At 67.7% G+C, this 6,930-nt stretch carries 6 protein-coding genes; 3 read left to right on the forward strand and 3 right to left on the reverse strand.

Features of this window, described 5'->3' with window-relative positions:
* The first annotated feature begins 172 nt into the window (after positions 1-172).
* From ACFU8Q_RS37355 to ACFU8Q_RS37365, 3 genes are all read left to right on the forward strand, one after another.
* A complete protein-coding gene (locus ACFU8Q_RS37355; protein ID WP_384463351.1) occupies positions 173-1,426 on the forward strand; it encodes an MFS transporter in 1,254 nt (417 codons plus the stop codon).
* Between the two features lie 165 nt (positions 1,427-1,591).
* Positions 1,592-2,842 carry an MraY family glycosyltransferase gene (locus ACFU8Q_RS37360; protein WP_384463354.1) on the forward strand — a complete coding sequence of 417 codons (1,251 nt, stop codon included), beginning with the start codon at positions 1,592-1,594 and terminating at the stop codon, positions 2,840-2,842.
* Positions 2,843-2,976: 134 nt separating this feature from the next.
* Positions 2,977-3,330, forward strand: a complete 354-nt coding sequence (locus ACFU8Q_RS37365) for a hypothetical protein (RefSeq protein WP_384463357.1) — start codon at positions 2,977-2,979, stop codon at positions 3,328-3,330.
* Between the two features lie 192 nt (positions 3,331-3,522).
* Here the strand turns inward: ACFU8Q_RS37365 and ACFU8Q_RS37370 are convergent, their stop codons facing one another.
* The 3 genes from ACFU8Q_RS37370 to ACFU8Q_RS37380 form a co-directional block, all read right to left on the reverse strand.
* Positions 3,523-3,987 carry a hypothetical protein gene (locus ACFU8Q_RS37370; protein ID WP_384463360.1) on the reverse strand — a complete coding sequence of 155 codons (465 nt, stop codon included), beginning with the start codon at positions 3,985-3,987 and terminating at the stop codon, positions 3,523-3,525.
* Positions 3,988-4,076: 89 nt separating this feature from the next.
* Positions 4,077-6,017 carry an alpha/beta hydrolase gene (locus tag ACFU8Q_RS37375; RefSeq protein WP_384463363.1) on the reverse strand — a complete coding sequence of 647 codons (1,941 nt, stop codon included), beginning with the start codon at positions 6,015-6,017 and terminating at the stop codon, positions 4,077-4,079.
* A 3-nt stretch (positions 6,018-6,020) separates the two neighbouring features.
* The gene (locus ACFU8Q_RS37380; RefSeq protein WP_384463366.1) at positions 6,021-6,467 is read right to left on the reverse strand and encodes an amino acid ABC transporter permease; all 447 of its coding nucleotides are present in this window, start codon (positions 6,465-6,467) and stop codon (positions 6,021-6,023) included.
* Positions 6,468-6,930 lie beyond the last annotated feature (463 nt).

Consider the following 6,930-nt stretch of genomic DNA (forward strand, 5'->3'; position numbering starts at 1 on the left):
GGGCCGTCACTCCCCCGCTCGGGAGCGACGGCCCTGTGCCGTTTCCGGCGGAAACGCGACATCACCCCGCGCGGGGAGCGTTGACGTCGCGAACCTGCCGGACACCGTGCGCCGCCGCTTGTGAACTGGGGCGAACAGCCCTTGCCCCACCGAGCACAGGACGGCACCCGCCATGACCACCGCGGCCACCACGCCCACCCGGCCGACCGCCACCCCGCCCCGCACCCCCTTACGCGGCCGGCTCGCCGTCCTCTCCGTGACGCTGGGCATCTTCTCGATCGTCACCACCGAGATCCTGCCCATCGGCCTGCTGACCTCGATCGGTTCCGACTTCGCCGTCTCGGACGGCACGGCGGGCCTGATGATGACCATGCCAGGACTCCTCGCGGCGGTCTGTGCCCCCCTCGTCACCATGGCCACGGCGCGCGTCGACCGGCGGGTGATGCTCTGCGCGTTCATGCTCCTGCTCGCCCTGGCCGACTTCCTCACCGCCGCCGCCGCGGACTACCGCCTCGTCCTGGTCTCCCGGGTGATGGTCGGGATCACCATCGGCGGCTTCTGGTCCATCGGCGCCGGACTGGCCGGGCGACTGGTCCGCCCGGCGTCGGCCGCCCGCGCGACCGCGGTGATCTTCTCGGCGGTTCCGCTGGGCTCCGTGCTCGGCGTCCCCCTCGGTACGTTCGTCGGCGACCTGGCCGGCTGGCGGACGACGTTCGTGGTCATGGGGGTGCTGAGCGTGGGCGTACTGGCCCTGATGCTCCTGGTGGTTCCGGCCCTGCCCCCGGTCCAGGTCACCCGCGCGAGCGTGCTGCGTGCCGTGCTCGGCCGGAGCGGCACCCGGTTCGCCCTGCTCCTCACCTTCCTCATCGTTCTGTCGCACTTCGCGACGTATACCTACGTAACCCCCTTCCTGGAACGGATCACCCACGCCGGCCCGACGCTGATCACGGTGTTCCTGCTGGTCTACGGTGCCGCCGGGATCGTCGGCAACTTCGTCGGCGGCGCACTCGTTTCGCACCGGCCGCGCACCGCGATCGCCCTCGCCGCGGGGCTGATCGCCACCGCGACCGCGCTGCTCCCGGTCCTGGGCGGGTGGCCTGCCGGAGCGGTCGCGCTGCTGGTCGTCTGGGGTGTCGCCTACGGTGCGGTGCCGGTCTGCTCGCAGGCCTGGTTCGCCGGGGCCGCGCCCGACGCCCCCGAAGCGGCGTCCGTCCTGTTCACCGCGTTCTTCCAGGCAACCTTCGCCCTCGGCGCCCTGACCGGCGGAGCCGTCCTCGACCACCTGTCCGTCTCGGCGCTCATGCCGCTCGGCGGCGCCATCGCGGCGCTCGCGGTGATCGCGGTGCTCCTGGCCGGGACGCGGTTCGGGCACCTCGGCGTCCGGGCCGCTCCGGCTCCCCGTCGTACCGGAATCCGCATGGGTTAGGCTCGCCGGGGCGCAGTGAGGGGCCTGGACCAGGGTTCGGCCTTCAAGTACCGCCGCGCCGGACTCGCCACCGGCCCCGTCCAACCCTGAGCAGCGGCGCCGGAGGAACCGGAAGAAACTGTTCAGGTATCGGCCTGCTGCTGGGCCGGGATGTGAGGGCCGCCCGTGCGGGACTACTTGCTCATGCTGTTCATCACGGCAGCGGTGACCCATCTCCTGACCGGACCCGTGCGGAAGTTCGCCATCGCCGTCGGGGCGATGCCCGAGATCCGGGCGCGCGACGTCCACCGCGAACCCACTCCACGCCTCGGTGGTATCGCCATGTTCGGCGGGCTGCTGGCCGGATACCTGGTGGCCTCGCACCTCCCGCACCTGGAGGAGATCTTCACCCAGAGCTCGACGCCCCGAGCGCTGCTCTCCGGTGCCGCGCTGATATGGCTGCTGGGGGTGCTCGACGACAAGTGGGAGCTCGATTCGCTGGTCAAGCTCGGCGGGCAGTTGCTGGCCGCCGGTGTGATGGCGTTCCAGGGGCTGACGATCCTCTGGCTCCCGGTGCCGGGCACCGACGGGATCTACCTCGCCGACTGGCAGGGCACCCTGCTGACCGTGGGTCTGATCGTCTTCACCATCAACGCGGTCAACTTCGTCGACGGGCTCGACGGACTGGCCGCCGGGACGGTGGGCATCGCGGCGATGGCGTTCTTCCTGTACGCCTACCGGCTCTGGTACGGCTACGGGATCGAGTCCGCCGCGGCCACCACGCTGATCTCCGCGATCCTGGTGGGCATGTGCCTCGGCTTCCTGGTCCACAACACGCACCCGGCCCGGATCTTCATGGGGGACTCCGGGTCGATGCTGCTCGGGCTGCTCATCGCCGGGTGCGCCATCTCCGTCACGGGCGAGGTCGATCCGAGCCTCCTCAAGCAGACCGTCGACGGTACGTCCGGGTCGGCCGCGATGGTGCCGGTCTACATTCCGCTGCTGCTTCCGCTGTCCGTCATCGCGCTGCCGGTCGCGGACCTCGTGCTCGCCGTCGTCAGGCGTACGTGGAACGGACGGTCCCCCTTCTCCGCCGACAAGGGGCACCTCCACCACCGGCTGCTCCAGCTCGGACACTCGCAGCGCCGGGCCGTGCTTCTCATGTACTTCTGGTCGGCACTGTTCTCGTTCGGGATCGTGGCCTACTCGGCGCGGGGCGCCAAGTCCTGGATGCTGTTCGCCGTCGCGTTCATCTGCGGACTGGGCCTGCTTCTGCTGCTCCAGCCCCGCTACGACTTCGCCATCACCGATCTGCTGGCCCGGATGCGGCTGATGCGCCCCCGGACCGGGGGGCGTGTGGTCGCCGCCGGCAGCCAGTGCGCCGAGGAGGACACGGACGCCCGGCGCCCGCGCGCGGACGCCGGGCAACGGGCGTAGGACACGCGGCGACCCGGGTCGCCGCGACAGGCCGCCAGGAACCGTCCAGGACGGCCCCCAAGCCCCTGGCGGCTGCGGGTCCACGGCTCCGGAGGGACTGCGGTCCTAGCCCGTACCCGTGGGCCGAGGGCGGCATGATCTCCACCGCCGCCGACCTGGACCGCTTCCTGACCGCTCTGTTCCGGGGCAGGCTGCTGCCGCCAGCCCAGCAGAAGCTGGTGTTCGCGGTCCCCCACGTGTCCAGTGCCACCACCAACACCAACTGCGTCGACGGGAAAGCCTGCTTCAGTGTCGGCGGACTGATGCGGTACAAGTTGCCGAACGGACAGTCCGTCTGGGGAAAGACGGGGTCGCGGCCCGGCTGGGACAACGGGTTCTTCGCCACCCGGGATCTCGGACACCGGGTGGTCTATCCGCTGAACCCCACCGGAGCCGACTCCGCAATCGCGTACGTACAGCGGATCGTCATCGCCTCACTCATGGACTGAGCGAGGCGACGGCCGGTCCCGGGGGCGGTTCAGGCCCTCGGGGCCACCTTGGACGGGCCGTTGATGATCCGGTACATCGCATCGCCTGCGGCGGCACACAGCACGCGGAAGCACCCGGTAATGACTACAACGGAGCCGCCGGGCAAGTATGGGAAGAAATATCACAGCAGAGGCCGCTGCCCTGCCCAAGAGTCACGTACGGGAAGAGGGAGGGCTCTTCACGGACCAGAAATCCGACCTGACGTCAGGGAAAGGGATCTCCTTTCCGGCATAGTTCGGGCCAACTGTCTCCGCCTTGGGCGGAGAAACCTCGGAAGCATTCACGCAAGGCGTCGCAACTTCAAAGAAGGCTTGCCCGTTACTGCCGACAAGAACGCGGACATTGAATCCGTCGGGTGTCCTGTAGTACAAGGCCGGCATATCCGAATTGTTCACCGAGAGTTGCTTGTATCCCCGGCTCTCCCAGTAGCGCTCGATCACCCCCAGGAAGCTCCCCCGCCGTTCCTCCGAGATAATCGTCATGACCGCGCGGCGCCTTTGTACGTCACACCCACCTTCGGTCGACTGCCCATGCGTCCAATGCACAGGTGGCTTGATGGCGGCGAATGTCCCGTCGAGGATCTCATCCGCTCGCACCGCCGCTTCCTGCATGTTCATCTTTACCTCCCGCCCAGTCGGATCTCCTGAAACGCCGCATCCAGCCAAGAGCAGCGTTCCAGCCATCAGGACCATGGCTCTCAGAACCCTCATCGAGGCGTCTCCAGGCTGATCTTTCCAGACTTCCCAACCACAATCTTGGCAATATTGTCGGCCGAGTCCTGATCTTTCATCGGGTTGAAGTAGTTCGAATGTGCCGACATCTCTCCACGGTCTTCGATAAGGGTTGCCCCGTCGTCCACCATGAACCGCGTGGCTCCGAAATTCCCACTTGCAGGGTCGGTGCCGAACCAACGCTCGCTGGGGTCGGTCTGTGCGTCTTGGGCCGTGTAGCCGGCGATACCTCCGACGAAGGCTCCGGCACCGCCGCCGATAAGTGCTCCCGGCGGGCCGGCCATGCCGGCTCCCAGAACAAATCCGGCCGACCCTCCGCCGACCGCGCCGGAGACCATTCCGGAGGCTTCCGCATGGTTCGGGAGTTTGGTGACGACGTCGTTGTCGGCTGCGCCCACGAACACATGGTCCTTACCCACGTTGAGGTCCTGAGCGTTGTCCGCGCCCGTGCCGGGGCTTCCTACCAGGATGATGTCATCGGCGCCGGGAATCCCGCCTTTCTCCTGAGCTGCGAGTCCGACCGTGAGAGAGCCGTAGGAATGCCCAATGGCGGTGACGTGCGGGTCTCCGCTCTCGTGCGTAGCGGAGATCCCCTCCATGAACGCGTTGTAGTCAGGGGCTCCCGCCTCGGCATCGTTCGTGAACATCACGCTGTTACCACTGGCCAGATCACCCGGTGTCACCTGCGGCGCGTCGTATCCGAGCCACACGATCGACGAGGTTCTGCTGGACGGGTCGGCTTCTTGCGCACCGATGGCTGTCTGCAACGCGCGATTCACCGTTCCGCCAGCGAACTCCGCGTCCAACTTGGTGCCGAGTCCAGGGACGTACGCCGAAACGTTGTCGGCGGCATCGGGGTTGCCATAAGCGATGATCGCGCGGCCGTTACCCTCATCGCCGATGCCCAGCAAGTACATCGGCGGCTCGCTGCCCTGCTCCAGCTTCTCCTGGATCTTCTTCAGACCGCCCAGCATGTCTCGGGAAGCGTCATCGTGCTTCCCGTCGAGTTTCCCGATGAGCATCTGAAGATTTTCGCGATTTGCCTCATCGCGTACCAGCGCCGGAATCCCGTCCAAATTCCCGATCAGCTCCGGAAACGCGGCGATGTACTCTTCACGCTGCTCCTTGCCGAGGTGGTCCCACCACTCCTTGCGTTCCGCGGGCGACTTGTCGAGCGGAAGGTGCTTCTCCACGTAGTTGTGGGCGGCTTGGCTCACCGCATCGGCATCCAAGGCCACGTCCGCCCACGTCTTGGTGTCGACCGTGAGGCCCGGGGCTGCCCTGAGTTTGTTGAGTGCCGAGCTGTACCGCTCATCGATCTCGCGTGCTTCCCGCACGGCATGGGCGAGGCGGTCGGCGACGTCCTGGGCCTTGGCACGGTGCGGATTGGGACTCTTCAGCACGGGACCACCCGGACCCAGAGCGGGGTCCAACATGCCGTTGGCATCGCGGTACAGCCCCGGGTTTCCGGCACCGATGAGGCCGTTGTTGCCCACCACGGAGCCGCCGGGCATCGTGTCGCCGGTCATCTCGTTCTTGCCACCGGCCGGGTAGTCGATGCTGCCGTTGTCATTGACGGTGTATCCGTAAGAAGCGGCGTCGCCGAGGGCGTCGCGCAGCCGACGCTGTGGGGTGCGGAGTTCACTGGCGAGCCCGTCGAGGGCGCCTCGGATGAGGCCGGTCTCGGTGCGCACGTAGTGGTAGTTCTCGCTCAGTCGCTTCAATCGCTTGACGGCGGCTCGGGCGGACTCGCTGTCCTGGGTCTTGGTGAGCTTGCCGCTCATGTCGCCGTCGACGCGTTCGCGAGCAGCGTCGGCGAACGAGGAAGCGGCGCGCCAGCCGTCGGCGGCATCGGCCAGTTCCGACAGTTCGAGGTCGCGGAGCCGCTGCCATGTCAGCCCGGATGCTGTGGCCATGGTCTACTCGCCCCTCCTCGTGCCCGGCACCGTGACCGCCTTCGCGCTGTCCCCCACCCCGGCATCCACTTCGGCGAGATCCACGGCCACCTGCCGCAGCTTCGGCTCCAGAGAACTGCACTCCTCACGGACACGACCGAGGCGTTCGTCCCACGAGGTGAGCACAGATTTGAGTGCTCCGAGGCTGGACAGCCCGGCCAGACCGCCGACAGTGCCGTCGTGAGCTCTGCGCAGGCCGACCTTTGCGGTGATCGTGCTGGTCTGGAGATCATCCGCCGTGCCGGCCGCCTGCGTCCACGGGCCGCCCTTGTGCTTGAGCGTGCCGGTACCGCCCCCGCTGCCGGACGGCTCGGCGTAACCGTCGCCTCCTCGAAGGCTGTTGATCTGCATATGGGTGGTGTGCCGCTCGACGGCCTGCGCCTTGAGCTGTTCCCACTCGTCCCACGCCATGCGCGTGTCCTCCCCCGCGACCCGGGCGTCGCCCGGGTAAGCGCCCCAGTTGCGTCTGTTGTGCTCGCTGAGATTGCCGACACAGACATTACGCACGGGGTGCGCTGCGTCGTGTCCGCACGATCACTCAAACCGGCCCTGGGTATCCGTACCTACGCGCATCGTCATCGAGCCCGGCTCGTCGGCCGCTCGGGCACGTGGCTCAAAGCCGTCACCGTGCGCCATGCGCGTCGGTGCCGTGCGGGCGGGCAGGTCCTTGCGGCACCTGAGGGATGAACGCAGTTTCGATGTACGAACGTTAGCCGGAGGCCAGTGGTGCGGATTGCGGACGGGCGCTGCGTCGGCACCGAATCACCACGGCGACCGCCGACGCCCACGAAGCAACAACTGCTCCTCCGTGGGCATACGCACATCAAAAGGAACCGGCCACGGCCGCGCTCACCGAATGAGCACGGCCGTGGCC

Origin of the sequence: Streptomyces sp. NPDC057543, from assembly GCF_042801895.1 — a bacterium.
GTDB lineage: Bacteria > Actinomycetota > Actinomycetes > Streptomycetales > Streptomycetaceae > Streptomyces.